The sequence below is a fragment of the Actinoplanes sp. NPDC051411 genome (assembly GCF_040682075.1).
GTDB lineage: Bacteria > Actinomycetota > Actinomycetes > Mycobacteriales > Micromonosporaceae > Actinoplanes.
This window is the reverse complement of sequence record NZ_JBFBAD010000139.1, coordinates 1-26,058: the sequence shown is the minus strand read 5'-3', so window position 1 is coordinate 26,058 and position 26,058 is coordinate 1. Positions and strand designations below refer to the sequence as shown.

The 26,058-nt window shown below is 70.7% G+C and carries 23 protein-coding genes, 2 pseudogenes and 1 riboswitch; of the genes and pseudogenes, 13 read left to right on the top strand and 12 right to left on the bottom strand.

Going from position 1 to position 26,058, the window contains the following annotated elements:
• Nucleotides 1–221 precede the first annotated feature (221 nt).
• The 4 genes from AB0M88_RS44655 to AB0M88_RS44640 all read left to right on the top strand — a co-directional run bounded on the left by AB0M88_RS44655 (nt 222) and on the right by AB0M88_RS44640 (nt 2,926).
• Nucleotides 222–635, top strand: coding sequence for an ester cyclase (locus AB0M88_RS44655; protein ID WP_364112814.1), 414 nt, complete (start codon nt 222–224; stop codon nt 633–635).
• Between the two features lie 191 nt (nt 636–826).
• Nucleotides 827–1,507, top strand: a complete 681-nt coding sequence (locus AB0M88_RS44650) for a YceI family protein (RefSeq protein ID WP_364112812.1) — start codon at nt 827–829, stop codon at nt 1,505–1,507.
• A 319-nt stretch (nt 1,508–1,826) separates the two neighbouring features.
• On the top strand, nt 1,827–2,315 hold the full coding sequence (locus tag AB0M88_RS44645) for a MarR family winged helix-turn-helix transcriptional regulator (RefSeq protein WP_364112810.1): 489 nt from the start codon (nt 1,827–1,829) through the stop codon (nt 2,313–2,315).
• A 44-nt stretch (nt 2,316–2,359) separates the two neighbouring features.
• A complete protein-coding gene (locus AB0M88_RS44640; RefSeq protein ID WP_364112808.1) occupies nt 2,360–2,926 on the top strand; it encodes a DUF2087 domain-containing protein in 567 nt (188 codons plus the stop codon).
• Here the strand turns inward: AB0M88_RS44640 and AB0M88_RS44635 are convergent.
• On the bottom strand, nt 2,902–3,717 hold the full coding sequence (locus tag AB0M88_RS44635) for an alpha/beta hydrolase (protein ID WP_364112806.1): 816 nt from the start codon (nt 3,715–3,717) through the stop codon (nt 2,902–2,904). The genes AB0M88_RS44640 and AB0M88_RS44635 overlap by 25 nt on opposite strands.
• A gap of 504 nt (nt 3,718–4,221) precedes the next feature.
• On the opposite strand from AB0M88_RS44635, the pseudogene AB0M88_RS44630 reads away from it, so the two are divergent.
• Nucleotides 4,222–4,801 (top strand): annotated as a pseudogene (locus AB0M88_RS44630) (IS5/IS1182 family transposase).
• 1,174 nt (nt 4,802–5,975) lie between these two features.
• Here the strand turns inward: AB0M88_RS44630 and AB0M88_RS44625 are convergent.
• The 8 genes from AB0M88_RS44625 to AB0M88_RS44590 all read right to left on the bottom strand — a co-directional run bounded on the left by AB0M88_RS44625 (nt 5,976) and on the right by AB0M88_RS44590 (nt 13,650).
• Entirely contained in the window at nt 5,976–6,395 is a 420-nt protein-coding gene (locus AB0M88_RS44625; protein ID WP_364112804.1) for a nuclear transport factor 2 family protein, read from the bottom strand.
• Nucleotides 6,396–6,418: 23 nt separating this feature from the next.
• Nucleotides 6,419–7,210 (bottom strand): M15 family metallopeptidase, encoded by a 792-nt coding sequence (locus AB0M88_RS44620; protein ID WP_364112802.1) that lies wholly within the window; start codon nt 7,208–7,210, stop codon nt 6,419–6,421.
• Nucleotides 7,211–7,265: 55 nt separating this feature from the next.
• Nucleotides 7,266–8,288, bottom strand: a complete 1,023-nt coding sequence (locus tag AB0M88_RS44615) for an ABC transporter ATP-binding protein (protein ID WP_364112800.1) — start codon at nt 8,286–8,288, stop codon at nt 7,266–7,268.
• The gene (locus AB0M88_RS44610) at nt 8,285–9,076 is read right to left on the bottom strand and encodes an ABC transporter permease subunit (protein WP_364112798.1); all 792 of its coding nucleotides are present in this window, start codon (nt 9,074–9,076) and stop codon (nt 8,285–8,287) included. Before AB0M88_RS44610 ends, AB0M88_RS44615 begins: the two co-directional genes overlap by 4 nt.
• Nucleotides 9,064–9,924 carry an ABC transporter permease subunit gene (locus AB0M88_RS44605; protein ID WP_364112796.1) on the bottom strand — a complete coding sequence of 287 codons (861 nt, stop codon included), beginning with the start codon at nt 9,922–9,924 and terminating at the stop codon, nt 9,064–9,066. The genes AB0M88_RS44610 and AB0M88_RS44605 overlap by 13 nt, the downstream gene beginning before the upstream one ends.
• A gap of 16 nt (nt 9,925–9,940) precedes the next feature.
• Complete coding sequence (locus AB0M88_RS44600; protein WP_364112794.1) at nt 9,941–11,065, bottom strand: ABC transporter substrate-binding protein; 1,125 nt, start codon at nt 11,063–11,065, stop codon at nt 9,941–9,943.
• A gap of 227 nt (nt 11,066–11,292) precedes the next feature.
• Nucleotides 11,293–11,916 (bottom strand): maleylpyruvate isomerase N-terminal domain-containing protein, encoded by a 624-nt coding sequence (locus tag AB0M88_RS44595; protein WP_364112792.1) that lies wholly within the window; start codon nt 11,914–11,916, stop codon nt 11,293–11,295.
• A 42-nt stretch (nt 11,917–11,958) separates the two neighbouring features.
• Nucleotides 11,959–13,650, bottom strand: a complete 1,692-nt coding sequence (locus tag AB0M88_RS44590; RefSeq protein ID WP_364112790.1) for a hypothetical protein — start codon at nt 13,648–13,650, stop codon at nt 11,959–11,961.
• 92 nt (nt 13,651–13,742) lie between these two features.
• Here AB0M88_RS44590 and AB0M88_RS44585 point away from each other — a divergent pair, with 92 nt between their 5' ends.
• From AB0M88_RS44585 to AB0M88_RS44575, 3 genes are read left to right on the top strand one after another with little or no spacing between them, the layout of a single operon-like run.
• Nucleotides 13,743–14,144, top strand: a complete 402-nt coding sequence (locus AB0M88_RS44585; RefSeq protein ID WP_364112788.1) for a DUF1810 domain-containing protein — start codon at nt 13,743–13,745, stop codon at nt 14,142–14,144.
• 10 nt (nt 14,145–14,154) lie between these two features.
• A complete protein-coding gene (locus tag AB0M88_RS44580; RefSeq protein ID WP_364112786.1) occupies nt 14,155–15,030 on the top strand; it encodes an FAD-dependent oxidoreductase in 876 nt (291 codons plus the stop codon).
• Nucleotides 15,031–15,077: 47 nt separating this feature from the next.
• A complete protein-coding gene (locus AB0M88_RS44575; protein WP_364112784.1) occupies nt 15,078–16,667 on the top strand; it encodes a metallophosphoesterase family protein in 1,590 nt (529 codons plus the stop codon).
• On the opposite strand, the gene AB0M88_RS44570 is transcribed toward AB0M88_RS44575, so the two are convergent.
• On the bottom strand, nt 16,664–16,978 hold the full coding sequence (locus AB0M88_RS44570; protein ID WP_364112782.1) for an SMR family transporter: 315 nt from the start codon (nt 16,976–16,978) through the stop codon (nt 16,664–16,666). The genes AB0M88_RS44575 and AB0M88_RS44570 overlap by 4 nt on opposite strands.
• A gap of 12 nt (nt 16,979–16,990) precedes the next feature.
• Nucleotides 16,991–17,053, bottom strand: a riboswitch (guanidine-III (ykkC-III) riboswitch).
• Nucleotides 17,054–17,097: 44 nt separating this feature from the next.
• Between AB0M88_RS44570 and AB0M88_RS44565 the strand changes: the two genes are divergently transcribed.
• From AB0M88_RS44565 to AB0M88_RS44555, 3 genes and pseudogenes are all read left to right on the top strand, one after another.
• Nucleotides 17,098–18,273, top strand: coding sequence for an acyl-CoA dehydrogenase family protein (locus AB0M88_RS44565; RefSeq protein WP_364112780.1), 1,176 nt, complete (start codon nt 17,098–17,100; stop codon nt 18,271–18,273).
• 16 nt (nt 18,274–18,289) lie between these two features.
• Nucleotides 18,290–18,550 carry a hypothetical protein gene (locus tag AB0M88_RS44560; protein ID WP_364112778.1) on the top strand — a complete coding sequence of 87 codons (261 nt, stop codon included), beginning with the start codon at nt 18,290–18,292 and terminating at the stop codon, nt 18,548–18,550.
• 126 nt (nt 18,551–18,676) lie between these two features.
• Nucleotides 18,677–18,889: pseudogene (locus tag AB0M88_RS44555) on the top strand (transposase); the annotation flags it as partial.
• A gap of 310 nt (nt 18,890–19,199) precedes the next feature.
• On the opposite strand, the gene AB0M88_RS44550 reads toward AB0M88_RS44555, so the two are convergent.
• The gene (locus AB0M88_RS44550) at nt 19,200–19,865 is read right to left on the bottom strand and encodes a GNAT family N-acetyltransferase (RefSeq protein WP_364112776.1); all 666 of its coding nucleotides are present in this window, start codon (nt 19,863–19,865) and stop codon (nt 19,200–19,202) included.
• A 256-nt stretch (nt 19,866–20,121) separates the two neighbouring features.
• Between AB0M88_RS44550 and AB0M88_RS44545 the strand changes: the two genes are divergently transcribed.
• A complete protein-coding gene (locus tag AB0M88_RS44545; RefSeq protein WP_364112774.1) occupies nt 20,122–21,816 on the top strand; it encodes a glycosyl hydrolase family 18 protein in 1,695 nt (564 codons plus the stop codon).
• Between the two features lie 64 nt (nt 21,817–21,880).
• Here AB0M88_RS44545 and AB0M88_RS44540 read toward each other — a convergent pair whose 3' ends face one another.
• The gene (locus tag AB0M88_RS44540; protein ID WP_364112772.1) at nt 21,881–23,170 is read right to left on the bottom strand and encodes an MFS transporter; all 1,290 of its coding nucleotides are present in this window, start codon (nt 23,168–23,170) and stop codon (nt 21,881–21,883) included.
• Nucleotides 23,171–23,415: 245 nt separating this feature from the next.
• Here AB0M88_RS44540 and AB0M88_RS44535 point away from each other — a divergent pair, with 245 nt between their 5' ends.
• Nucleotides 23,416–26,025, top strand: a complete 2,610-nt coding sequence (locus tag AB0M88_RS44535) for a glycosyl hydrolase (RefSeq protein ID WP_364112770.1) — start codon at nt 23,416–23,418, stop codon at nt 26,023–26,025.
• The last annotated feature ends 33 nt before the right edge of the window (nt 26,026–26,058 follow it).

Below are 26,058 nucleotides of genomic sequence, written 5' to 3'. Positions count from 1 at the left end.
GCCCGCGCGGGGGGCGGGGGCTGCGCGCGCCCTCCGGGCGCCCCGCCGCCGCCCCCGGCCCCGGCGCCCCCCCCGCCCCCCCGCGACCACAACGGGGTTGGTCAGACGCCCAGCCGGGCAGGTTGCCCGGGCCCGAGCAGGTTGAGGTTCCAAGTGTCCGGAAGGTGAGACACGCGACGGGCGCTTGTCGGCGACCGGGTAAATGTCATAGGAATTCGTCTATGAGTCCGACCGAGATCGCCGCGACGTGGTTCGACATGTGCCGGACGGGCGATGTCCACCGCCTCAACGGGCTGGTGACCGACGACTACATGGCGCACGGCCCGGGCGGCACCGGCGACCGCGCCACGCTCGCCGACTGGCTCGAGTGGTACCCGACCACGTTCGCCGAGCAGCATCCGGCGCTCGAGGACGTGATCGCCAGCGGCGACCGGGTCGTGGTGCGCTACAGCGTGCGCTCGACCTATCGCGGCGGCTACCTCGACCTGCCCGCCCGCGACCAGGAGGTGCGGGAGACCGGCATCATCATCTTCCGGCTGGCCGGCGAGCGGATCGCCGAGACCTGGCTCGAGGGCAACGACCTCGAGGTGGCCCAGCAGCTGGGCGGCCGGATTACGCCAAGTCGAGCTTTATGATCTGGCTCTCTCCGCACGCCCCGTAACGGCGACCGGGAACCGGGCAAAACCTTCTTGTCCCCGCATAATTCGCGCTGTCGTGTGCGGGCGGTCACCTGTGGACGGCCCAACGGTAAATCCGCCGAAATGAACGGCCGATAGGATCGCCGGGATCTTCAATGGAATGAGCCGTCGCAACGAGTGGGACCCAGATGCTGAATGACCGCCCGATCCGTCACTGGAACGGACTCACCATTCCGGACCCCGGGCTCTACCTGCTCGACGAGGCGCACAAGCGGGTCGGCTTCCATGCCCAGCACATGATGGTCAGCCCGGTCCGCGGCGAGTTCGCGGTCGCGGCCGCGACGATATCCATCGCTGACGATCCCCTGCAGTCGGCGGTCACCGCGACCATTCAGGCCGCCAGCATCGACACCAACAATCGCGACCGCGACACCCACCTGCGCAGTCCTGACTTTCTGCACGCGGCCCATTACCACACGCTCGAATACCGCAGCACCGGCGTGAAATGGCTGGGCGGCGACGAGGACATCTTCAAATGGGCCCGGCTCCGCAACAACCCGCTGACCAGGCGTGCGTCGATGGTCGCCCTGCCCGACTCGTCGACCGGCGACACCGGCCGCATCGTGGTCACCGGCGACCTCACGATCAAGAACGTCACCCAGCCGGTGGATCTGACAGTCGACTACGGAGGCGCCCGGCGCGACCCGGACGGGCGCGAGATCTTCGGCTTCAGCGCGACCGCGGAGATCGACCGGGAGAGCTTCGGGCTGCTGTGGAACGTGGCGCTGGAGCGCGGGGGAGTGCTGGTCGGCAAGCGGGTCCACATCGAGATCGCGGGCGAGGCGATCCGCCAGGGCCGCTCCTTCTGAGCGCTCCGGCGGCCCGCCTCGGCGGGCTGTCGCTCCGGCTGTTGCTGCGGCGGTGTGCCTCGGCCGGCTGTTGCTGCGGCGGTGTGCCTCGGCCGGCTGTTGCTGCCGCGGTGCGTCTCGGCTGGCTGTTGCTGCGGCGGGCCGCGTCGGCCGTTGTTGCTTCGGCGGGCCGGGTCGGCCGTTGTTGCTTCGGCGGCGCGTCTCGGCTGGCTGTTGCTTCGGCGGGCCGTGTCGGCCGGTTGTTGCGGACCGGGGCTGAGCAGCCACGGAGCGGAGGCGGGGCCCCGCGGGCGCGACCCGGGATGCGATCCTGGTCGCCATGGGCACGCACGGGGACTCGATCTGGCGGGACGGGGAAGAGCGGGCCTGGCTCGCCTTCAACAAGGTGCAGCTGAGGTTGTCCTATGAGGTCAACCGCCGGCTGCAGGCGGAAAGCGACCTGTCCGCCGCCGACTACGACGTACTCACCGAGCTGGTCTCGTCGCCCGGAGAGCGGTTGCCGATCAGCGTCCTGGCCAACAAGATCGGCTGGGAGCGCAGCCGGGTGTCGCACCACGTCAAGCGGATGGCGGGACGCTCGCTGGTGACCAGCGCGCCCGCGACAACGGACCGCCGGGTGACCGAGGTGGCGTTGACTTCGCGAGGACGGCGCGTACTGGAAGAAGCCGCACCGGCGCACGTGGCGCAAGTCCGTCAGCTGTTCTTCGGCGGCTTGCCGCCGGAACTGGTGCCGCCGCTGACCTCGGCGCTCGAAAGCATCTATGCGCACGTGGTCGAGCACGGCTCGCTGCCGCCGCCGGACTGCTGAGATTCGGGTGGCGGGCGGCCCGGCGGCGTTCTAGGGTTCATCGAGTGTCCGCCGCTGCCGCCCGTGCCGCCCAGGTTCTGACCCACCTCTCGCATCCGGATCGGCTGGCGGTGCTGGCGTCGTTGTCCCGGCGGGGGCCGGACGGCGCGACGATCACCGCGATGGCCTCCGAGCTCGACCTGCCGGTCACCCGGGTGGGTGACGCCGTCTCGCGGCTGCGGGGAATCGGGCTGGCCACCGGCACGGGCAACGGGGTCTACCGGGCGAGGCTCGACGGTCTCCGGGAAGCTGCCTCCGACATCGAGAAGGAGCAGCCGATCGCCCGGCTGCTGGTGGCCTATCCCGAGTTGAAGTCGAACTTCGCTCACGGGCGGGTCAAGGAACTGCCGCCGACGATGAGCGACCGGTCCGAACTGATGGGCGAGTTGCTCGCGCGGTTCCTTGATCTGGACGGGCTCTACGAGGAAGCCGAGATCAACCGGCGGTTGTCGGCCGTGACGGACGACGTGGCCGGGGCTCGGCGGATGCTGGTCGAGACCGGGTGGCTGGAGCGGGACCGGGCCGGGACCACGTACGGCCTGGGCCGTCAGCTTCCGACCGACGAGAAGTAGATCGCCTCCTCGGCCTTCTCCAGCACGGAGATGTGGCCTTCGCCTTCTCGGAGTCGCAGGACGGCATCCGGGATCAGCCGGGCCAGCCGCTCGCTGTGCTGGGCGGGAACCATGCGGTCGGCGGTGCCGTGGATCAGCAGGGTCGGCGTGCTGATGTCCTTCAGGTCGAAGCCCCACGGGCTGACGTAGGCCAGGTCGTCGTCGATCAGCGGCGCCGGGCCGTTGGCGATCGCGGGAGTGACGACGCTGCCGAACCACCCCCACGGGCCTTCGAGGGCGGCCCAGTCGCGATCGATGAAGTCGGGCTCGGCCTCGGTTCGCTCGTGTGCCTCCTTCGCTTCCCGGCCCTTGGTGGCGGCGCGGAGGGAGGCCTCGCTGGACGGCCCCATGCCGGTGAACCAGTCGTCGCCGGTGAACGGGGCCAGGCCCGAGATGCTGACCGCGGCGGTGATGCGGTCCCGGAGCAGGGCGGCGCAGGCGAGCGCGTGCGGGCCGCCACCGGAGTGACCGATCACGGCGAAGCGGCCGATGTCGAGCGCGTCGGCCACGGCTGCGGCGTCTTCGGCGGCGGTGGCTATGCTGCGGCCGGGGCGGGTGGTGGATCCGCCGTACCCGGGACGGTCGTAACCGACAAAGCGCACGCCGAGTTTCTCGGCGGCGCCGAAGAAGGGCGCCGGGGGCGCACCGACGTTCGGAGTGCCGTGATGCCACATGACAGTGTGCGGGCCTTCGCCGACCGAGTAGGCGTGCAGCCGGCGTCCATCGGGCGCGACCAGGTCGATCTCCGTCATGGGGAGATCCTAGGGTCGCGGCGGGACGCGGATGTCACGCGGCTGTAAAGGGTCCTGCGTTGCGCGGGCCGAGCGGTCTGAGACGCGGTCCGCTGTCAGAGTCGGCGCATGCCGACGTTTGTTTCGGCTCGTCCTCCGCGGCAGCGGCGCCCGGCCGGGCCCGATCGCCGGCACTCGGGCGGTGCGACCGATCGGCCGAGTCAGCAACCCTTCCCAGGACGGCGGGACAGTGCCGCAACTCGCCATTCTCTGGTCCGGATAAACCCGTCTTCTTGACGGGTCCGAGGGTGCGGCGTTGTGCATTCGGTAATCGTTGCGGTCTGGCCCGCGGTTCATTCCGGCACCATGGCTGTGGGTGCTCCTGATGATCCCGGCCAGCCGGGACTGCGCAGATTTCCCGGGTGGAAAGCGGGCCATTTTCATCGTGACGGTGCTGTCACGGGAGGGCTGAACCCAGCGTCGACATAAGACGAGACTCCCGATGCGCCAACCGGCAGCCTCGCCGTGCTGTCTGAGATTTCGCTGTCCACCCGCAGCGTGAACCATCTCGCCGAGCCCACCGCACCCAGCACCGTTCTCGATGGCGGCGTCTCGCTCTTGGAGGGCAAGCCCTGCTTGCCCTGGCCCACCTGCGTAACGGTGACACCCGGACTCGCCGGACCCGCGGATTCGAGATCGGCGCGACCACGTCCGCGAAGCGATCAACCTGCTCGCCGCCACCGCCGACAACCTGGACGCCGCGATGGCCCGGATCCACCTGCCGGCCTACCCGATGCTCGGCGGCATCCTGATCGCGATCGACCGGATCGCCGGCCAAAAGCCCCGCCGTCACGGCGTGAGCGTGCAGGTCATCGCCGACCCGGCAGGCCGGCTGATCTGGGCGTCAGCAACGCTGCCCGGCTCCACTGATGAACTGGCCGCCGCCCGCACTCACGCCATCATCAGCCGCGCTGACCAGCGCAAACGCGACCTCAAGACCGAGAAAGTCCTGACCAAGCTGCGCTGCTGCCCACGCCGCGCTACCGCGATCGGGCAGGCCATCCTCGAGCTACACCACATCGAGAACTCGACCTACGCAGGATGAAAGGCTCAGTGTTCCGGGTTGGACGGTGGCGCCCTGCCGCAGTTCGGCGCCGTCACGATCGCCCAGCCGGGCCGGTTTGGCCGCCTGGTGGGAATCGTCTGGCGTGATCGGCGAGGCCGGCCGGATCGATGGAGCCACCTGATTCTCGGCGCTGCGCAGTCTGTGCGCTTGCGGCGGCCGACGGTGGCGGCCGGGCCGAGTTGGTCGCAACCTGCCCCCTCGCAGCGGTCGGGCCGATCAGCCGGGCCGGCCCTATCGGCAGATCGGTCCTGATTGGCAGGCTGGTCTTGGCCGCGTGCGTCCCGAGCGGGACATGGTCCTGAGGACCGGGTGCGTCTTGGTCGGTGGGTGCGTTCCGAGCGGGAGATACGTCCTGAGGACCGGGTGCGTCTTGGCCGGTGGGTGCGTCCCGAGCGGGAGATGCATCCTGAGGATCGGGTGTGTCTTGGCCGGCCAGCGCGTCCTGGTCGGCAGACACATCCTGGGGACCGGAGGCGTCTTGACCGGGCGATAGGTTCTGGTCGGCGGTTGCGATGGTTCTCGCAGGAGCGGTCTCATCGGCTGGGTCGACGTCGCCGCCCACGGGCCGCTGGCCGCAGGAAACGTTCCCGGTCGACGCCTGAACCGGCAGCCGCTCGAGATCGGCCGGCCCGGGCACCGGGGCCGAGGGCTCGGGTGCCCGGCCGCTGCCGGTGCGGTCGGCCGGCGCGACGACGTCACCGTAGAGACGCAGGTTCATTGCTCGGCGTCCGTGACGCTGCCGCAGGCCCCATTCACGATGTCTCTCGTGCTCGCGGCGAAACTGCTCAGCCTCGGGCGAATAATTGCGCGCCGCAGTCCGGTCCCGCCAGGACGCCACTTGCGACCGGGGAAAGAACTCGAGCTGCGGCATAAGCCATTTTCCCGCATCCGGAACGGGAAGTGTCAGCCCCACCGGCGTGTCGATCGTGCCAATCCGGTGCGGCAAAACCGGATCATCAAATGGGTTTCTGATCGGACTTCAGCCCTGCTTATCTGCTGCGAGCAGCGGTCCGCTCATTGCCTGTGCAAGCGCGGGCCGGCGGTCAGTTTCGCTGAAGTCTGGGGGAATGGGCCCGCAACCGCATCGGGTCGAGGGGCTGACGCACCGCTGCTGCCGTCGCGCACGGGCTTGTCGGCAACCTTCGCCTTGCCTTCAACCGGCGCTGGACCAGAACCGCCGGCCCGGGGGGTCGTGAGCGGCTTCATGTTGGGCCGGTGTTTTCTGGCTCAGGGCGCAGCGCCAGCCGTCGACCGTCTGAACGTAGACCTCGGTGATCCACTCGTCGGCGGTGTAGGGGTTGCCGTCCCAGGTGCCGGCGCTGGTCTTGCGTACTGTGAGGACGACGGTGCCGGCGGCCTGCACCACGTGGCCGGGGCCCACCGGGGTCATGGGGTCGTGCCGCAGGCGGCCGGACGCTATCCAGCCGATGATGTCGGACTTCGGGGTTACGCCGTCCGGGCCGACGTAGGCCCAGTCGTCGATCATGAAGGACGCCACCCGGTCCGGGTCGTTGGCCGTCAGGGCCTCGTCCCAGGCCGCCGACAGCGTGCGCACCTCGTCCTCCGGGCTCATCGCGCGATCGTAGCGATCCGGCGTCAGCGGTTGGTGGTGCTGAAGTGCATGTAGTCCTTGAGGCTGGACCAGGCACCGCCCCAGTAGAAGCCGTTGGCGGTGAAGGCGCGCACCGCGCCGTCGGGGTGGATCATGCCGATCAGGTGGCGGGTGCGGTTGCGGTAGAGGGCGCCGGCGGCCGGGTCGATCAACGCGCCTCGCAGCATGGGGTTCTGCAGGGGGTTGATGTCGATCGCGGTGCCGTAGGCGTGTTCCGACCAGACTCGTGTGCCTGACACCGGGCGGCAGTTGTAGCCCGCCGTCACGATGCTCATGTCGGTCTGGCCGGGCATGTTCACCGACATCGGGGCCATCGCCATGATGCGGTAGCGCCAGCGGAACAGGGTGAAGAAGGCGCGCTGGGTCGGCACCGCCAGGTCGGACCGGACGATGATGCTGCCGTCGTGGTAGTCGCCCCGCAGGTCGATGTAGGAGACCCAGACCTTGCGCAGGTTGGCCGGGGCCACGGGGCAGCGGGTGTCCCAGTTGACCATGCCGACCGGCACCGGTTCGATGTGGCTGCGCCAGGCCGGCAGCGCCGTCGGCGGCCGGGTCAGGCGGAGCGTTTCGTCGACGTGGACCGGGTAGGGCGGGACGAGCTGGTTCCAGCGGCCGAGGTCGGCCGGCCGGAGGTGAAAGGCCCGGGCGATCGACGACGCGGTCTCGCCCGGGGCCACCACGTGCCAGACGCCGGCCGCTTCGGCCGGCCCCGGGACGAGGAGAAGGACCAGGGCCGGCAGCAGGGCGAGGACGGCGGCGAAAGGACGTCGGGGCACGGTTACCGACCGTACGAACCGGGCCGTCCCGTCGCAGCCGAAACGCGAAAAGTTCTTAGTTTTCGAGAGCTACCGGGACCGGCTCCAGCGTGACCTGTACGCGGGTGCCGGGGGACAGCGACGGCAGTGAGCCGCTGGCGACCTGGCCGACGACCGTCACCTCGCCGACGGTGGCCGTCACGCGGCTGGTCGGGCCCAGGAAACTGCTGGTCAGGACGGTTCCGTTGCCGTCGGCGGAGACCTCGAACGAGACGGCCTCCGGGCGTACCAAAGCGGTGGCCGCACCCTCCGCGGAGGGCGAGATCAGCGGCAGAGAGGAACCCAGCACCGAGATGGATGAGCCGGACACCACGCCGGGGAGCCGATTGGAGAGGCCGACGAAGTCGGCGACGAAAGCGGTCGCCGGCCGCTGATAGATCTCGGCCGGCGCCGCCAGCTGCTCGAGCCGTCCGGCCCGCATGACGCCGACCCGGTCGGCGACCGCCAGCGCCTCCTCCTGGTCGTGGGTGACGAACACGGTGGTCGTGCCGACCGACGACTGGATGCGGCGGATCTCGTCGCGCAGCTGGACCCGGACCTTCGCGTCGAGGGCCGACAGCGGCTCGTCGAGCAGCAGCACCTGCGGCTCGATCGCCAGGGCGCGGGCCAGGGCGACCCGCTGCTGCTGACCGCCCGAGAGCTGATGCGGGTAGCGGTCGGCGAAAGCGCCGATACCGACCAGTTCGAGCATCTCCTGGGCGCGCCCGGCCGGCCTCCGGCGCCCCCGCAGGCGAAGGCCGAACTCGACATTCCTGACCGCGGTCAGGTGGGGGAACAGGCTGTACGCCTGAAAGACCATTCCCATGTCCCGGCGGTTGGCGGGCAGACGCGTGACGTCGACGCCGCCGACCATGACCCGGCCGTCGTCCGCGTCCTCCAGGCCGGCGAGGATGCGCAGCGCGGTGGTCTTGCCGCAGCCCGACGGCCCGAGCAGGGCGATGAACTCGCCCGGCTGGATCGACAGGTCGAGATTGTCCAGGGCGTGGACCGGGCCGAAGGTGCGGCGCAGCCCGTCCAGGTGAACAGCTACGCCGCTCATGACTTGCCTTTCGACGACGAACCGAAGAGGGAGAGAACCATCAGAAGGACGAACGCCAGGGCCAGCGCGGCCAGCGACACCGCGACCGACATCGTTGCCGACGACTTGCCGAGCAGGTTGATCGCGACCTGGAGGTTGGTCCGGTTGAGCAGCGACGCGATCGTGTACTCGCCGAGCACCAGCGCCACGGTCAGGAACGCCGCCGACATCACCGACGAGCGGATGTTGGGCAGCACGACCCGCCACATCACGGCCGGCCAGCCCGAGCCGAGGCTGCGCGCGGCCTCGGCGAGCGTACGCACGTCGATCGCCGCCAGGCCGGCGTCGATCGCCCGGTAGGCGTAGGGCAGAACCAGGATCGTGTACGCGAAGACCAGCGTCAGCGACGACTCGCCTAGGAAGTAACTGACCCAGGCGTACACCGGGGCCAGGCCGACGACCAGCACGATCGCCGGAATCGTCAGCGGCAGCAGGCACAGGAACTCGACGATCCGCCGCACCCGGGGCAGCCGCAGCCGCACCCAGATCGCGGTCGGCACCAGCAGCACCAGCATGAGCAGCGCGGTCAGCGCCGCCTGCTCGAGCGAGGCCAGGATGCCCTCGGTCAGGTCGGGGTAGGTCGAGCTGAGCTTCGGCCAGTCGACCAGCGTCGGCCACGTGGTGCTGTCGCGGGTCGAGAACTCGACCATGGCGTACAGCGGGAGCAGGAAGAAGACGCCGAGCACGGCGACCACGACCCACCGGAAGGCGCGCTGCTTGCGGGCGCGCCGGGCGATCACCCCAGCCACTTCGCCGTCCTCCGTTGCAGCCAGGTGTAGAGGGTCATCACGATGCCGACCACGACGACCATGCCGAGCGCCATCGCCTTGCCGAGGTTCGCCTGACCGAGCACGACCTCACTGGTCAGGGCGCTGCGAATCTGCAGGGGCACGATCGGGTTGCCCTGGGAGACCAGGGCGGCGGCCGTCGCGTACGCCGAGAAGCTGTTGGCGAAAAGCAACAGGGCCGAACCGAGGAACGCGGGTGCGAGCAGCGGCCCGGCGACCCGGGTCCAGTACTGCCACGTGGTGCCGCCCAGGTTCTCGGCCGCCTCCCGCCACTGTGGACGGATGCCGTCGAGCGCGGGCAGGAACACGATGACCATGAGCGGGATCTGGAAGTAGGTGTAGATCAGCATCAGGCCGGGCAGCTCGAACAGCCAGACGCCACCGGCGTACAGGTTGATGTTCAGATGGTCCTGCAGCCAGACGGTCACGAAACCCGACAGGCCGATGGTCGCCAGGAACGCGAACGCCAGCGTCACGCCGCCGAACTGCGCGAGCACGCCGGAGGCGGCGGTCACGACCCGGCGCAGGAGGCCGCCCGGTTTCGCGGTCACCACCGCGTACGCCAGAAGCGCGCCCAGCAGGGCGCCGATAACCGCGCTCACGGCGGAAAGCAGGATGCTGCGCCCGAAGGCGTCCAGGATGTACGACTGTCCGAGCGCCTTGACGTTGGAGAACGAGACACCGCCGTTGTCGCCGGCGAACGCGCCGATGACCACGACCAGCGTCGGGATGATCAGGAAGATCACCACGTACGCGAAGAACGGGACGGCCCCGAGAAACGCGGTGCGTGGCCGCCACCAGGCGGCCACGCTCCGCGAAGCGACCTCAGCCAATGGCCTTGGCCCAGTTCTTCGACAGGTAGTCCTTGGTGGTGTTGGTCTGGGCGTCGGTCGGGAAGACCGGGGTGCCGTCGACCTTGGGCAGCGCGGCGTAGGTCGTCGCGTCGATCGTGCCCGCCTTCACCATCGCGTCGGCCCGGACCGGGCGGGCGCCACCCTTGAGCCAGAGGTTCTGGCCGGCGTCGGAGTAGAGGTACTCCTCCCACAGGCGGGCGGCGGCCGGGTGCGGCGCGTCCTTGCTGATCGCCTGCACGTAGTACGAGCCGAGCACGGCGTTGCCGGGCACGACGGTCTTCCAGGTCGGGGTCTTGGCCGTCTGGGCCGCGTTCAGGTAGTCCCAGTCGAAGACGACCGGGGTCTGGCCGGCCTGGATGGTCGCCGGGGTCGGGTCGACCGGCAGGAAGTTGCCGGCCTTCTTGAGCTGGCCGAAGAAGTCCACCCCCGGCTTGATGTCGTCGGCGGTGCCGCCGTTGGCCAGCGAGACCATCTGCACGGCCGAGAATGCGGCGCCGGCCTGGGTCGGGTCACCGTTGATCGCGACCTTGCCCTTGTAGGCGGGCTTGAGCAGGTCGGCCACGGTCGCGGGGGCCGCGACCTTGGAGCTGTCGTAGCCGATCGACATGTAGCCGCCGTAGTCGTTCACCCAGGTGCCGCTGGCGTCCTTGAGGTTGTCCGGGATGTCGCCGAACGTGCTGACCTTGTAGGCGGCGAACTTCGCGGTGTTGGCGTTCGCGACCGCGCCACCGAGGTCGAAGACGTCGGGGGCCTTGTCCTGGCCCTTGAGCTGGTCGGCGGCGTTCATCTCGTCCTGGCTCGAGCCGTCCGGCTGAGCCGAGTTGACCTTGATTCCGTACTTGTCGGAGAAGCTCTTGATGATCTCGCCGTAGTTGGCCCAGTCCGGGGGCAGCGCGATGACGTTGAGCTGGCCCTCCTTCTTGGCCGCGGCGACGAGCGCGTCCATGCCACCCAGGTCGGCGACGCTGGTGGCGGTCGCGGCGCCGGTGGTCGACGACGCCTCGGCCTTCTTCTCGGGCGGCGAGCAGGCCGCGGTCGCGGCGATGGCGGTGGCCGCGGCCAGAGTGGCTACTACCGTGCGGGCAGGGAAACGCACACTTCCTCCTTCTGCGTTGGCCGGGAGTCCGGCGCGCAGGACGGATCTTGAGGAAGAGGTGTGGCGCGAAGTCGTCCGGCAGACGTACGCGCGGCGACATCTTGTTGCTTTCCGTGCAGGAACTTCAAATCCATACCGGTTTGTTACCGGAGCGTAATGGCGATGCATCAGGCAATCGATGGTCGTTGCCGGTCTGTCCCATCGCCACCCATCACTACGGAAGTTCCTTAGATGATCGTGAACGCCGGCGGCAGAGGTGCCCGGCCGGTGAGCGCCCGAAGAACAGCGGGGCCGTCGCCGGCCATCGCGGCGGACCGGGCGGCCTGGGCGGCCGCCTCGGCGTAGACCTCCGGCCCCAGGAACAGCTCGACCCCGGCCGCCCGCGCGACGTCCAGCCCGTGGACCACCAGCTCGAACGTCCGGGTGGGAATCCAGTCCCGCACCCGCATGCCGCCGGCCGGGGTCGCCACGAGATCGTCATCGGCCACCCGGCCCAGAGCCTGGGTGGCCTGCCCGACCAGATCACCGACGACGCCGGCCGGGTCGCCCCGCAGGGCCTCGGCGTTGGCGAGGGCATCCTCGGACGAGGCCTTCCGGGCCGCGGCCAGCACGTCGGCCGGCACCACCCGGGCCAGCAGCCAGTAGTCCTCGCTGCTCGCCCGGCCGATCTCCTCGGCCGGGGTGTCCAGCACCGCCGGGACCTGCCGCAGGCCCGAACTCGTCGCGTGGCCGGCCAACTCGCGCAGCGTCCAGTCGCCCAGGGCCGGATCGTCCCAGCTTTCGGCCGGGACACGGGCGATCAGATCGGCGAAGCTGACGGCGGCGGAACGGAAAGCGCGGCGGTAGTCCATGGGACCAATCTGCCACTGCGTTCCGCGCCGCCGCTGCGGGCGTCAGCGGGGATAGGGGGGCCACTCGGCCGGGTGGGCTTCCGGCTCCTGGGGGTACGCGGGTGGCTGCTCGCCGTGCGCCGGACGGTAGGCGGACCGGCTGAACGAGTCGGGATCCTGGTGCCAGTGCTGTCCCGCGACGGGCTGCTCCTGGTAGCCGTGCCGGGCGACCTGCTGGAACGCGCCGCTGTGCCGGCCGACCTCGGCTTCGCCCAGCCCGTGGCGGCCGACCCGTTGTTCGAACGGCACCTGGGCCGCGTGGCCGTCCTGGGACGGTGCGTGCGCCGCGTGAGCGGCCGGATCTCCCTCGAACGGCGTCGAACCGTAGTGCTCGGCCGGCGTGGGCTGCTCGAACGACGGCGGGCCGTAGTGTCGCCCGCCGGCGGCGTGGGCCCGCTCAAAATACAGGGCCGGGGCGCCCGAAGGCCGATCGAAAGGCTGGGCGGACTGTTGCGTCGGCGCCGGCTGCTGGACGGCGGACCGCCGGTGGGCGGACTGGCGGTCGACGGGCTGCTGGTGGGCGGACTGGCGGTCGACGGGCTGCTGGTGGGCGGGCTGACGGTTGACGGGCTGCTCGTCGCGCGCGGCCGGGAACTGCTGGGTCAGGTCGGACTGCCAGGGCTGAGCCGGCTGCGCGGCCGGATAGGCGGGGTAAAGCGGCTGCGGCCCGGCGGGCTCGTCGCGGAGGTGGGCCGTCGGGGGCATTTCCAGGCGCTGGGTGAACTCGACGTGGGCCGGGTGGTCGGCCGAGGGCTCGGCGTGCGTGGGGACGCGGCGCGGCAGGCCGGACGGGCTCGTCCCGGGGGCGGTCGGCTCCATCGGGAAGGCGTCCGCGGTGGCGGCGGGCAGACCGGACGGGCGGCCGGACCGCGGCGCCGGTTCGTGGCCCTCGTGCCCGGCCAGGCCCGACGGCATCGACGGGTAGGAGCCGGGGTCGACCGTGGGCGGCTCGGCCCGCGGGACCTGCTTCGGCCCGGCGAACAACGCCGCCGCCGACTGGAAACCAGCCGGCGCGGGCGAAACCGGCGCCCCGCCGGACGGGGGCGGCACCTGCATCCCGCCGTGCGCGGGCGAAACCGGCGCCCCGGCGGGGACGGGCGGGAACTGCATACCGCCAAGCGCGGGCGAAACCGGCGCGACGCCCGACTGCGCCAGGCCCGGCCCCGAGCCGAAACCGCCGGACTGCGCCGAGTCCGGCCCCGAGCCGAAACCGCCCGGCTGTCCAGGGACGGGCGCGCCGCCGAAACCGGCCGGCTGTCCCGGAGCGGACGCCGCGCCGCTCAACTGTCCCGGGCCGAAAGCGCCCGGACCGGTCGGCGGGGCGAACGGGGGCGGGGAACCCGCGGCCGGTGGCTGGGCGAAGACGGGCGCCGGTGGGAAGGCGGCGGGCGGCGGGGCGGTCGGGGCGGCGTACGTCATGGGTGCCGGGAGCGGCGCGCCCGGCCGGCGTCGGCGGGATCGGACGGCGTTGGCCACCGCCAGGACGGGAACGGCGAACGCGTAGAAGAAGATTGTAACCGTGGCCGGGGTGGTGACGGCCAGATAGACCGCGTAGCCGAGGAAACCGGCCGCGAGGACCGCGTCGGCGATGCGGGCCGGTCGGGCCTGGCCGAACCCGCGCGCCGCCATGACTGCCAGTGCGATGCCGCTGACCAGCAGCAGGCCGACGTAGGCGTAAAACTCGCCGTCCGACATTGGGGCGACTCCGTTCGCAGGGCTCGGGGTCTCCCAGCCTGCGTCCGCCGGGTTGTCGCGAAGGTGCGAAACGGGTGCAATATCGTAGTGAAATGGCGGACTTGCAGCGGTTCCGTGACGCGCAGCAACCGGTCTACGACTCGGTGCGAGAAGAGATCGCGGCGGGCGACAAGCGCAGCCACTGGATGTGGTTCATTTTTCCGCAGGTGCGGGGGCTCGGCCGGAGTCCGGCGGCCGAGCTCTACGGGATCAGCGGCCGTGAGGAGGCCCGCGCCTACCTCGACGATCCGGTGCTCGGGCCGCGGCTGCGGGAGTGCGCCGAGGGTGTCAAGGAGCACAACCATCTGATGTTCGACTTTCCCGACGACCTCAAGTTGCGCTCGTCGATGACCCTGTTCGCGCTGGTCGCCGACGATCCGGCGCCGTTCGAGGCGGTCCTCGCGAAGTTCTTCGACGGGCCCGACCCTCGAACCGTCGAGCTCATCGAACAGTAGGGTCGTCCGCGTGGCGGACGTGATCGTTGTGGGTGGTGGGATCATCGGCCTGACCGCGGGCGTGCGGCTGGCCGAGGGCGGGGCGAGCGTCGAGCTGTGGTCGCCGGTCGGGCCGGCCGAGACCGTCTCCGCGGTCGCCGCCGCGGTCTGGTTCCCGAGCCGGTCCGAGCCCGATCCCCGGCTGGTGACCTGGGCCGGAGTAGCCTACCGCGAGTTCGCCCGGCAGGCGGAGGACGGCGTTCCCGGGGTGCGGATGCTCCCGACGGTCAACCGGTCGCGCACCGACCCGTGGTGGGCGCCCGCGACCCCCGGCGTCGAGACGCGTTTCACCGCCCCGGCCTGCGAGATGGAGATCTACCTGCCCTGGCTTCAGGAGCGGTTCACCGCCGCCGGCGGCCGGCTGAGGAAGCGGGAGATCACGACCTTCGACGAGGTTCCGGGCGACACGGTGGTCAACGCCACCGGCCTGGCGGCGGGCCGCCTCTGCGGCGACCTCGCGGTTTATCCCGTACGCGGGCAGGTCGTCCTCGTCCGCAACCCGGGTCTGACCACCTCGGTCCGGGACGAGGAGCGCAGCCTCTACGTTCACCCGCGGGGCGCCGACGTCGTGCTCGGCGGCACGTTCGAGGCCGGCAACTGGGATGTCACCCCCGATCCGGCGGCCCGCGCGGCGATCGTCGCCCGGTGCACCGAGGCCGTCCCGGAGCTGGCCGGGGCCGAGATCGTGGGGGAGAAGGTCGGCCTGCGCCCGGCCCGGCGCGGCGGCCCCCGGGTCGAGCGGGAGGGCCGGATCGTGCACGCGTACGGCCACGGCGGCGCCGGGATGACCCTGTCGTGGGGTTGCGCCGAGGAAATCACTCGTTTGGTGGATCTTGACAACGGCTAGGGTGTCGTGCACGGCGTAGGGCGGCCGCGGCCACCAGGATGCGGGCAGTGGAAATCCCTCGGATGGGCCTGCCCGACGACCTGACCGCCCGGCTGAGCATGCCGGAGCAGCACGACGAGCTCCGGCGCCGCAGTATGAGCGGGCGCAGTGTGAGCCGCCGGCGCCTGCTCGCCGCGACCGCTGGGGCAGCGGCTGCTGTGGCCGTCGCTGGTGCCCCGGCCGCGGCCGCGTTCTGGCGGCAGGGCGGCATCCCGGGCAAGTACGTGCTGCCCTTCGGCCGGCACCTCGCGTGGGGGGCCAACCCGCGTACGCAGGTAAGGGTGGGCTGGCAGGTGCCGCACCCGGTGCACAAACCGTTCGCCCGCGTCGGCCTGAAGCCGGGGGATCTCGGCGCCCGCATCCCGGCCGAGGTCCGCCCCCTCGCCACCCACCTGCTCGGCATCAAGCCGGTCCAGCAGTACTACCTGCACGTCGCCCTCGACCACCTCGAGCCCGGCCGGCGCTACTACTACACGGTCGGGCACCACGGGTACGACGATACGAAGACCGGACGGATCGACACGTTCGCCACCGCCCCGACCCGGCGGTCCGTGCCCGGGCCGTTCACCTTCACCGCGTTCGGCGACCAGGGGGTCAGCTATCACGCGCTGAGCAACGACGGCATGGTCGCGGCCCAGCGGCCGGCGTTCCACCTGCACGCCGGCGACCTCTGCTACGCCGACTCGAGCGGGCACGGCCACGGCAGCGACCTCTTCCAGCCGCGGGCGTGGGACCAGTTCCTGGCCCAGACCGAGCCGGTCGCCTCCTCGGTGCCGTGGATGCCGACGCTCGGCAACCACGACATGGAGGCGCTGTACTCGTCCGACGGCTACGGCGGGCAGCGGGCCCGCTGGGACTTCCCGGACAACGGGCCGTCCAAGGCGACCGGGGCCTACTCGTTCATCTACGGCAACGTCGGCGTGATCGCGCTCGACTCGAACGACGTCTGCTACGAGATCTCGGCCAACCACGGCTACACCCACGGCAGCCAGACCAGGTGGCTCGCCAAGCGGCTGGCGTTCCTGCGCACTCAGCCCGACGTCGACTTCGTGGTCGTCTTCCACCACCACTGCGCGTTCTCGTCGGCCGTGCAGCACGCCTCCGAGGGCGGGGTGCGGAAGCACTGGCTGCCGCTGTTCGACAAGTACCGGGTCGACCTGGTGATCAACGGGCACAACCACATCTACGAGCGGGCCGACACGGTGCACGCCGGGAAGATCCGCAAGACGCCGATCGGCGACACGGTGCACCCGGAGAAGCACGGCACGACGTACGTCACCGCCGGAGCGGCCGGCCGCGGGCTGTACGGCTTCGCCGCGCCCGACTCCTATCTCGGCCACGTGCACGACGTCGACGAGGTGCCGTCGGCCGTTTCCAACGCGGCCGGCCATCACGTCATGGAGCGGGTGGGCTGGTCGCGGGTCCGCTACACCGGCTACTCGTTCCTCGCGGTCGACGTCGCGCCGGCCGCCGCGGGCTCGACGACGACGCTCACCCTGCGCGCGCTGACCGAGTTCGGGGCCGAGATCGACCATTTGACCATCGCGCGCAAGGCGAGCGGGCACAGCCGCGCCCACCTCAGCGACAGCGCCTCCTAGTGGAACACCTTCAGCCCGACGACACCGGCCACGACCAGCACCAGGGACAGGAGGCGGGGGAGACTGGCATGCTCGCCGAGGGCGAGCATGCCGACCAGGGCGGTGCCGGCGGCACCGATTCCCACCCAGATCGCGTACGCGGTCCCGACCGGAATCGACCGCAGCGCGACCCCCAGCCCGAGCATGCTCAGGACCAGGCCCAGAACGAAGATCGTGATCGGGAGCGGCCGCGTGAACCCGGCGCTGCGGTCGAGGGCCACCGCCCACACCGTCTCGAGCAGACCGGACGCGACCAGAACGAGCCAAGCCATGACGCCACCTCGGCAGCGGTCGTCTTGTCCCACCGGGTACGACACGCACTCGTCCGGGGCGTCCGCGGTCACGGCGCCCGGGGTCCACGATAGCTCCATTCAAGCCCTAGGATCGGCGTGTGCTGGTGCCGCGTACCCATGAAGAAGCCGTCGAGACCGCCCGCCGCCTGGCCGCCGAGCTGGCGCCCGGGGCGGCGCAACGCGACCGCGACGGCGCCGACGTCGTGCCCACCGAGGCGCTCGGGCTGCTCGACTCGTCCGGCCTGCTCGCCATCACCGTGCCCGCGTCCGACGGCGGGCCCGGCCTGGGCCCCGAGACCCTCGCCGAAGTGGCGCGGATCATCGCGGCCGCCGACCCGGCGATCGCCCAGGTGCCACAGGCCCACTTCCTGCTCGTCGACGTGCTGGCCGTGCACGGCGACCCCGGCCAGCGCAAACAGATCTTCGCCGACGTGCTGGCCGGCCGGCGCATCGGCAACGCGCTGGCCGAGCGCGGCGGCAAGCACGCCCAGGACCTGAAGACCCGCGTCACCGACGGCCGACTCGACGGCGTGAAGTACTACACGACCGGCGCGCTGACCAGCACCTGGATCGCGGTGAGCGCGCTGTTGGAAAGCGGCCGGCTGGTGCTCGCCTTCGTGCCGCGCGACGCCGCCGGAGTTCAGGTCGACACCGACTGGGATGTGATCGGGCAGCGGGCCACGATCAGCGGCACGGCGACTTTCACCGCCGTGCCGGTCTCGGTGGTGCTCGACTATGCCTCGGCGTACGAGATCCCGCAGCAGCTGGGCGCCCGCGCCCAGCTTTACCACGCCGCGATCGAAGCCGGCATCGCCGGCGGAGCCCTGGCCGACGCCCGGTCCTACCTGCGCGAAAAGGCGCGGCCGTCGACTGAGGCGGTGCGGGCCGGAGCGTCCCGGGCGGTGGAGGACCCCCACGTGATGTACCGCTACGGGCGCCTCGCCAGCCGGGTGCGGGCCGCTTCGGCGCTGCTCGCGTCGGCCGCCTCCGAGCTGGCCGAGATCGGGCTGGTGCCGGCCGACGCCGACGCGGCGGCCCGGGGCTCGCTCGCGGTGGCCGCGGCCAAGGCGTTCGCCAGCGAGGTCGCGGTCGAGGCGGGGTCGGAGCTGTTCGCCCTCTGCGGCACCAGTTCGGCGGCCAGCAAATACGACTTCGACCGGCACTGGCGTAACGCCCGCACCCACAGCGTGCACGACCCGGTCGACTGGAAATACCACCACATCGCGGCGTACGAGCTGGCCGACGTGCTGCCGCCGAACCACGGCCAGCTCTGAGCTAGGGTCCTCAGTCATGCAGCCCGAGAACATCAGCGCCGAGGAATTCGACGAGCGGCTCAACCGCCTGCACGAGCGCCGCGAGGAGCTCGAGGAGCGCGAGACCGAGCTGACCAGCCACGACCACGGCGGCGGCCTGCCCGCCGACCAGCAGAACCGGCTCGACCGGGTGCGCGGCGAGCTGGCCGACGTGCTCCAGGAGATCGGCGACCTCAAGGACCGTTACGCCGACGCGACCGGCGGCCCGGCCGAGCCGGACGGGGCGCTCGGAGAATAGGGCGGTCCTGGCGCGCGCCCTCAGCCCGGCCGTTCGGGCCGGCTCGCCCATTGAGGCCGGCTCGGTCGGAGGCCGGCCTTTCTCAGGCGGCGGGGTGCCTCTTGGGCCGGTCCGAGCGATGAGCGGTGGGAGACCATCGAGCCGATGCTCCCGCTGATCAAAGAGCCCGGGCGGATCCCGGAGCGTCCGTTCCGTGACGTCGTGGGCGCGATCTTGTACCTCGCCCGGTCCGGGTGTTCCTGGCGGCGACTGCCGGTGGACTTCCCGCCCTGTTGGTCAGCGTCGCCGTTCTGGCTGCGTCGGGGCAGGACCGCGACGGCGCCGAGACGGCGCTGCTGAGCGTCTACCTGTGGCCGCCGATCCGGTAGGTGTTCGCCGGCCGGCTGCTCGGCTGGGCCAGCCGCATCCTGAGCATGGTGATCGACATCGTGCGTAAGCCTTTCGGGCAGCGCGGCTTTGCCGTCCACCGGAAACGATGGGGTCGAACGAACTCGGACCGGGCTGACCGCCCACCGCTGGCTGGCCCGCGACTACGAACGCGACCCGGAAGTCTGCCAGGAGTTGATCCGCTGGGCCGCGATCAACCACATGTCGCGCCGCGTCACCCGCGGCAAACCCGCCGAACGCTACAACGCTCTGAAACGCCCACTCAGGCCGGGTCGGTTCGCTTGAAGGCGGCGAAGACCACGTGGTGGGCGATCTCGAAGCCGAGGCCCTCGTAGAGCCGGATGGCGTTGGTGTTGGTCGCCGCGGCGTGCAGGAACGGCAGTTCGCCCCGCTCGAGGATGCCGGCCGCCACGGCGAGCGTCAGCCGGGCGGCCAGGCCCTGGCCGCGGAAGTCGGGGTCGGTGCAGACCGCGCTCACCTCGGTCCACCCCGGGGGTCGCAGGCGCTCGCCGGCCATCGCGATCAGCCGGCCCTCGTGGCGGATGCCCAGGTAGCGCCCCATCTCGATGGTGCGCTTGGCGAACGGGCCCGGCTTGGTGCGCTCGACCAGGTCGAGGATCTCGGGCACGTCGGTCTCGGTGAGCACGACCGCCTCGGGATCGGCGACGCCGGTCATCGTGGTGCCGACCATCTGCACGCCGGGCATCGAGAACGTCGATTCCCAGCCCGGCCCGGCCCCGAGCGCCGGGGCGGTGAGCAGAGTCTGGTCGGTCAGCGTGGCCAGGTCGTGCCAGGCGGCCGGGTCGGCCGGATCGGCGAGGCCCCCGAACGGTGAGACGTCGGGCTGGAAGCGGGCGGCGCTGCCGGCCGCCTCGGCGAAGCAGGCCTGCGGTCCGGAGAGCGCGGCCCACGCGGGATTCTCGAGCACGTCTTGACTTTTGCCGATCGCGCTCATGATTACTAGCGAATAACCGTCAAATCCCGCCGACCGGGGCCTCCCGGAGAGATAGCGCCGCATTTGTCCCGCTCCGCGCTCGGGTGACATCGCGCGGCCGGAGATGCCGCCGCGGCCTGTAAAAACTGACACTTGTCGATTCATATTCGTGCTGATATAAAACCTTCAATAAAGTTTCCTAACAGATTTGTACGGCGAATCCGTGAGGGGAAGCACGATGCGTAGATCGATGAGGGTGGCTGCGCTCGCCGCTGCGGGCCTGCTGGCGGTGACGGCGGGAGCGGTGACCGCGCTACGCGGCGCGGCCCCGGCCCAGGCGGCCGCGACCAGTGGCGGGGTGAAGATCGCCTACTTCACCCAGTGGGGCATCTACCAGAACCTGTACTACCCCAAGAACATGGACACCCAGGGTGTCGCGAGCAAGCTGAACTTCGTCGAGTACGCGTTCGAGAACATCGACCCGGTCAACAAGACCTGCTTCGAGACCACCGCGGCGGCGTCGCAGGACGAGAACAACCCGAACGCCGGGGACGGCGCCGGTGACTCGTTCGCCGACTACGGGAAGTCGTACACGGCCGACATCGCCGTCAACGGCCAGGCCGACGTCTTCAACCAGCCGATCGTCGGCAACTTCAACCAGCTCAAGGAGCTGAAGGCGAAGTACCCGAACCTGAAGATCCTGGTGTCGATCGGCGGCTGGACGTACTCGAAGTACTTCTCCGACGTCGCCGCGACCGACGCGGCCCGGAAGAAGTTCGTCGGCTCCTGCATCGACATGTTCATCAAGGGCAACCTGCCGGTCCAGAACGGGTACGGCGGCCCGGGCACCGGCGCCGGCATCTTCGACGGCGTCGACATCGACTGGGAATACCCGGGCGCGCCCGGCCACCTGGGCAACCACGTCGCCTCGGCCGACATGGCCAACTACACCCTGCTGCTCAAGGAGTTCCGCACCGAACTCGACGCGCTGGGTGGCGCACACAAGTACCTGACCGCGGCCGTACCGGCCGGCCAGGACAAGATCTCGCACATCCAGACCAACCAGATCTCGCCGTACCTCGACTACGCCAACGTCATGTCGTACGACATGCACGGCGGCTTCGAGCCGACCGGCCCGGCCAACCTGCAGGACCCGCTCTACACCTCGCCGTCCGACCCGATGACGCCGATCCCGCCCGGCACCGGCAAATACAGTATCGACGCCGCGATGAAGGCGTGGACGGCCGGCGACTCCTCGTACGGGATCCCGGGCGGCTTCCCGGCGAACAAGCTGACCATCGGCTACCCGCTGTACTACCGCGGCTGGACCGGCGTGGCGGCCGGCACCAAGCACGGGCTCTACCAGCCGGCCAGCGCGCCGGCCACCGGGCACCCGCTGTCCGGCAACGTCCCCGGTGTCTCCTTCTACAAGGAACTCTCCGGCATCGTCGACAACCCGGCCGACACCTACTTCGACCCGACCGCCCAGGGCGCCTACTTCTACAGCGGCAACACCCTGTGGACCGGCGACTCGGCCCAGTCGATCCAGGCCAAGGCCAACTACCAGCACTGCAACGGCTACGCCGGCTCAATGATCTACTCGCTCGAGGCCGACGCCAACTCCACCCTGTTCAACCAGATCGTGAACGCAACCAACGGCTCGGCGACCAACTGCACGGGCGCGCCCCCGACCAACCCGACCACGCCGCCGACGACGAAGCCGACCACGCCGCCCACGACTCCGCCCACCACGAAGCCGACGACCCCGCCGACCACGAAGCCCACTACGGCCCCGCCGCCGGCCCCGGCCTGGGCCCCGAACACCGCCTACACCGCCGGCCAGCTGGTCAGCTACGGCGGCCGCACGTACAAGTGCCTGCAGTCCCACACCTCGCTCACCGGCTGGGAACCGCCGAACGTCCCCGCCCTCTGGCAGCCGGTCTGACCGCCGCCATCCCTGCCCTGACCGAGGAGCCCTCGGTCAGGGCAGATCGAGCGGCATCGGTCCGTCAGTCCGCGGCGCGTGACTCCGGGGTGGCCTGGGACAGCAGCCGGGCGGCCGGGAAGGTCAGGAGGACCAGTATCGCCGTGCCGGCCAGGGCCCAGCCGAGGGTGAGCAGGCCGGCGAAGGTCCCGATCACCGCCGGGGCGACGAACGATCCGAGGTAGCCCATGGTGGAGACGCGGGAGACGGCGGTGGCCATGGCCAGGCCGGGCAGCGATCCGGCCGCGCTGATCGTCACCGGGAGGGTCACCGACAGGCCGAGTCCGAGCAGGATCAGGCCGGTGAAGCCGGCGATCGGGTGGTCGAGGGCGACCGCCGCGCCGAAGCCCAGGCCGGCGACCAGTACCGCGGCGCGGAAGACGGTGGCCGGTCCGAAGCGGGTGAGCAGGCGGTCGCCGATGAGGCGGCCGGCGGTCATGGCGGCCAGGAAGGCCGCCACCGCGACGGCCGCCGGGCCGGCGCCGACGGACAGGTCCTCGCGCAGGTAGACGGCGCTCCAGTTGTTGGCGCCGCCCTCGGTGAAGGTGAGGCAGAAAGCCACCACGCCGATGATGACGAGTTGGCGGCTCCAGCCACCGCGCCAGCCGGCGACGGGCCGCGTGGTGATGGTGTCGGCACGCTTCTCGATCTCCGGCGGCAGCAGTCGCCTGGAGGCCAGTACGGCGCCGATGGCGATGAGCACGCCGACCGGGAGGAAATGCCCGGCGCGGGAGACTTTCAGGGCCGCGAGCGCGGCGCCCGCGCCCGCGCCGGCGCCGGCGATGCCTCCGATGCTGTGCATCGCGTGCAGCCGCGACATGAGCGAGCGGCCGGACAGGTGTTGGACCGCGACGCCGGTGGCGTTGATGGCGACGTCAACGACGCTGTTGGCGATGCCCATGACGGCCAGGACCAGGGCGAGAAGAACGAGGTTGGGCACCGTGCCCAGGACGGCCAGTGCGAGCCCGAACGTGGGCAGAGCCCAGGTCAGGGCCCGCCGGCTGGAGATTTTCGGTACCAGGAATCCGCCCAGCTGGAGCCCGGCTACCGCGGCCGCCTCCAGGCTGACGAACGCGGCGGCGAGCTGACCGTTCGTCAGGTGGAGATCCTCTTTGAACGAGGGGATGCGCCCGGCCCAGGTGCCGAACACGGCTCCGGTGAAGAAGAACATCGCGCCGGTGGCGAGGAACGACTGCTGGACGCGTTCGCGGCGGATCCCCAGACGGCGGCGGACCTGCCGGGCTGTGGACTCGGCTCGGGCCGGCGCCCCGACCGGGTCCGGCCCGGCGGCCGGGTTCCCGGGCGGCTGGCTCATCGGATTCTCCTCGGGGCGGACCGGCAATCGGAGGAACGACGTCGCCGCGCCCTGCGCGTAACGACATTCGCCTACATCCCGTAGTTATTGACAAACTGCGATGTTGCGCATCGGGCTTGGTTGATGAAGATTCTTCCTGATCGTGTCCGACTTCCTGGGCACGTCTATTGGGGAGGATCACGGCATTGTCGCCTCAATTCCGACTTAGCAGGCCGCGCCTGCTTTTGGCCAGTGGTGCTGCCACCGTGGCCGTCCTCGGCCTTGTCCCCGCCGCCTCGGTCGCCGCGCCGGCCGGTGGCGGAGCTCGCCCGGCGCCGTACGAGCGCCTCGTCCAGCTCGCGGCCCAGCGCGCCGCCCATGCGAATGCCGCCGTCAAGACGTTGAAGGCCACCGCGGAGGACGACGGTGACGACGGCGAGGATCCGGAGGAGATCGCCGAGCAGGCCGAGCAGTACGCGCAGGCCCGCAGCGCGCCCGGCGTCGTCACCCCGGGCGCGACCGCGGCCGCCTGGCAGGCACTGCAGAAGATGCCGTCCACCGGCGGTGGCTGGCAGCACGTGACGAACCGGCCGTACAACTCCGACGACCCGCGCTACCGCGACATCAACAGCAACTCCTCCGGCGGCTCGGGCCTGGTGACCGGGCGCGTCACCGGCCTGGCCGCCGACGACCACGGCTACGTCTACGCCGGCGCGGCCAACGGCGGCGTGTGGCGTTCGAGCAGCGGCGGCGGCCACTGGCAGCCCATCTCCGAGCGGCTGCCGTCGCCGTCCACCGGCGACCTGCGCCTGGACGCGAAGGGCCGGCTCTGGCTGGCCACCGGCGAGGCCAACACCGGCGCCGACACCTTCTACGGCAGCGGCGTCTACGTGCTGAGCGACCCGCGGCACGGCAGCTTCTCCACCCGCGACCGGGTCGGCGGCCCCGAGCTGGAGAACACGATCATCCGCGAGCTGCGGATCTTCGGCACCACGGTCTGGGCGGCGACCAACCACGGCGCGTACACGCACTCGCTGACCAACCTGTCCGGCGCGTGGAAGCTGCAGTTCGCTCCCAACCCGGACTACCTGCCCGGCGGGTCGCTGCAGAATGACCCGAACGCGGCGTACAAGAACATCATCAACGACTTCGCGGCCGACCCGAAGGACCCGTCGAAGGTCATCATCGCGGCCGGGTGGCGCAGCGGTGACACCTACAACGGCTTCTACATCCGTTCCGGTTCTTCCTGGGTCCGGACCACCCTCGACGGCGATATCGCCTCGGACGCCGCCAACGTCGGGGCCGTGACCTTCGCGGCCGCCGCCGACGGCTCCAAGTACTACGCCATCGAGCAGTCGCCGACTCAGCTCAGCACCAACCCGGACAGCGCCCTGCAGGGCATCTACGTGTCCAAGTCGGGCTCGCCGTTCGGGCCGTGGACGCTGTCGGCCGACTACCACAAGCTGGCCGCGTCCGGCTCGGCACTGACCGATCCGGGCTACATGCCCGGCATCCAGTCCTGGTACAACCAGTTCCTCCAGGTCGACCCCAAGAACGCCAACCACGTCTACATGGGACTCGAGGAGGTCTTCGAGTCGACCGACGCCGGGGCGAACTGGACGGTCCCCGGGCCGTACTGGAACTTCGACTTCCCCTGCTGGAGCATCGACCCGGCCAAGCAGACCGGCGACTGTCACCAGACCACCCACGCCGACCAGCACGCGGTGACGATCGGCTCCGACCACGGCCGGTCCTACGTCGTGGTCGGCGACGACGGCGGATCCTACCGGCGCCCGATGAACGGCAAGGCCGACGCCGACGGACACGCGACCGACTGGACGTCGCTCAACGACGGTTCGATGGACGTGCTGCAGTACTACTCGGTCGGCGTCGGCCGCGACCGCCACGGCGTCGCGGTCTCCGGCGGCCTGCAGGACAACGGCCAGTCCATCCTGCGCCCCGGCGACCGGGTGATGGGCTCCAACTTCGGCGGCGACGGCGGCGACACCATCGTCGACCCGGCCGACGGCTGCAACATCGCCGAGGAGTACGTCTACCTCGCCGTCGCGGTGACCAACAACTGCGCGGTCAACGACGGCGCCTGGACCACCGACCCCAGCAAGGCGACCACCTACAACGTCTCACCGCCCGACGCGGAGACCGGCGAGGCCCGGTTCACCTCCCCGATCACCCAGGACCCGCGCAACAGCAGGACCTGGATCGCCGGCGGCCGGCACGTGTGGCTCAACACCGAGGGCTACGCGATCCGCGACGGCGACGACTGGATCAACCTGTTCGATCTGGGCGAGGGACACACGGCCACCGCGGTGGCCATCTCCGGCGGTACGGTGTACGCCGGTTGGTGCGGCCCGTGCAACAACCAGGGCTTCACCCGTGGCATCGCCGTCGGCAACGTGAACGGCACCGGCTGGCACCAGCTCACCCTGCCGGTCGACGCCACCCTGCCCAACCGGTACATCTCCAGTTTCGACGTCGACCCGGCCAACCCGAACCACGTGGTCGTCGCGATGAACGGCTTCTCCCGGCACTTCACCGAAGGACCGGGGGCCGGCATCGGCCACGTCTTCGAGTCCCGCGACGCCGGAGCCCACTGGACCGACATCTCGGCCAACGTGCCCGACGCCCCGGCCGACAGCATCAAATACGTCGCCGGCGGCGGCCTGGTGCTCGGCACCGACCAGGCGGTCTTCTACCGTGACGCCCACTCGCGCACCTGGTACCGGCTCGGCCGTGGCATCCCGACCACCACGACGCTGGAGCTCCGGACCGATCCGACCGGCCGCTACCTGTACGCGGCGACCCACGGCCGCGGCATCTGGTCCTTCGACCTGAACCAACTGCACGGGCACCACTGATCCACCCGTACGGAAATCGGGCCCGGTCCGCAC